At 62.7% G+C, this 1,698-nt stretch carries 2 protein-coding genes; both read left to right on the top strand.

The genetic code is table 11. The features are described 5' to 3' along the window. On the top strand, positions 1-216 hold a 216-nt coding region (locus AAAB16_RS19405; RefSeq protein ID WP_340664805.1), incomplete at its 5' end, for a TOBE domain-containing protein. Positions 217-227: 11 nt separating this feature from the next. Continuing rightward, a partial coding sequence (locus AAAB16_RS19400) for a putative 2-aminoethylphosphonate ABC transporter permease subunit (protein WP_340664804.1) occupies positions 228-1,698 on the top strand: 1,471 nt, incomplete at its 3' end.

The following is a 1,698-nucleotide window of genomic DNA, read 5'->3' as shown; positions in this document are numbered from 1 at the left end:
GTGGTGATTAATCCGCCGGTGCACGAAGACAACCTGTTTAGCGCGCAAATGCGCGAAGTCACCTTTCTCGGCAACCGTTGCCGCCTGCGCTTTGAGCTCGACGCCCTGCCCGGCCATTCGCTGTTGGCCGAATTGGAACCCGAAGCCATGCCACGCCTGAACGGTGCGGATATTTGGGTGGCCCTGCCGCCGCGCAGCTTGCAGGTGTTTGCCTGATGGAGCGCGCCGTGACCATCGCCAGCGCGCCCGCACGCCGCCACGCGCCAGCAGACCTGGCCGACCGCCTGTTTGTGCGCGGCGGGCAATGGCTGTTGCTGCTGTTGCTCGTACTCACGGTGCTGTTGCCGCTGCTGGCCATGCTCTGGCGCGGCATTGCCGGCGATGCCAGCCAGGGCGGCGGGCTAAGTGCAGCGGCCACGCTGTTTGGCAGCGCCAACTTTCGCTGGCTGTTGGGCAACAGTTTAAAGGTCTCGCTAACCGTGGCGCTGATTGTGGTGCCGCTGGCCTATGCCTTTGCCTATGCCCTGCAACGCACTTGCATAGCGGGCAAGCCGCTGTGGCGCGGTATTTCCCTGCTGCCGTTACTGGCGCCGTCAATGCTGCCGGGCATTGCCCTGATCTATCTGTTCGGCAACCAGGGCGTATTGCGCGGGCTGATCAGCGACAACATTTATGGCTTCTGGGGCATTGTCCTGGGCCAGGCGATTTACACCTTTCCCCATGCGTTGATGGTGTTGCTCTCGGCCCTGGCGCTGGCCGATGCACGGCTGTTTGATGCTGCCTCGAGCATGGGCGCATCACCGTGGCGGGCGTTTCGTAGCATCACCTGGTCGGGCAGCCGCCAGGGCGTTTTCGCCGCGCTGTGCTTGGTGTTCACCCTGTGTATTACCGACTTTGGCGTGCCGGTGGTGGTCGGTGGCGACTATCAAGTGCTGGCCTTGGAAGCCTACAAGGCGGTGGTTGGCCAACAGCAGTTTGGTCGCGGGGCGCTGATCGGCATGGTGCTGCTGGTGCCGGCGCTGCTGAGTTTTGCCGTCGACCTGTGGCTGCGCCGGCAGCAGCGCGATGCCATGGGTGGCCGCGCCCAGGTGTATCACCCCAAGCCGAGCCGGGGCCGCGACCGCGCCTTTCTGGCTATCACCGTGTTGGTGTGCATCGCCTTGCTCGGCGTATTTGGCATGGCCATCTATTCGTCGCTGGTGAAGTTCTGGCCGTACAACTTGGCGCTGTCGCTCGACCATTACGCCTTCTCGGAGTTGCCCGGTGGCTGGCTGGCCTATCGCAACAGTTTGCTGCTAGCGGTGTGCAGCGCGGTGTTTGGCAGCCTGGTGATTTTTACCGGCGCCTATCTGATGGAAAAAACCCGGCAAACCGCCCTGACCCAAACCCTGCGCCTGCTGAGCTTTGTGCCAATGGCGGTGCCCGGTTTGGTCTTCGGTTTGGGTTACGTGTTTTTCTTTAACCAGCCGCATAACCCGTTGGCCGGCCTGTACGGCACCTTGACCCTGTTGGTGCTGTGCACCATTGCGCACTTTTTTACCACCGCGCAGATGACCGCTGCCGCCGCCCTGCGCCAGCTCGATGGCGAATTCGAGGCCGCCGCCCTGTCGCTGAAAGTGCCGCTGGTTCGGCACTTCTTGCGGGTGACCTTGCCGATCTGCCTGCCCGCCTTGCTGGACATTATTCGCTACCTGTTTG

Source organism: Pseudomonas sp., assembly GCF_037994325.1.
In the GTDB taxonomy this organism is placed as follows: Bacteria; Pseudomonadota; Gammaproteobacteria; order Pseudomonadales; family Pseudomonadaceae; genus Aquipseudomonas.
Note: the sequence above shows the minus strand (reverse complement) of the source record. Positions and strands in the feature narration are given on the sequence as shown.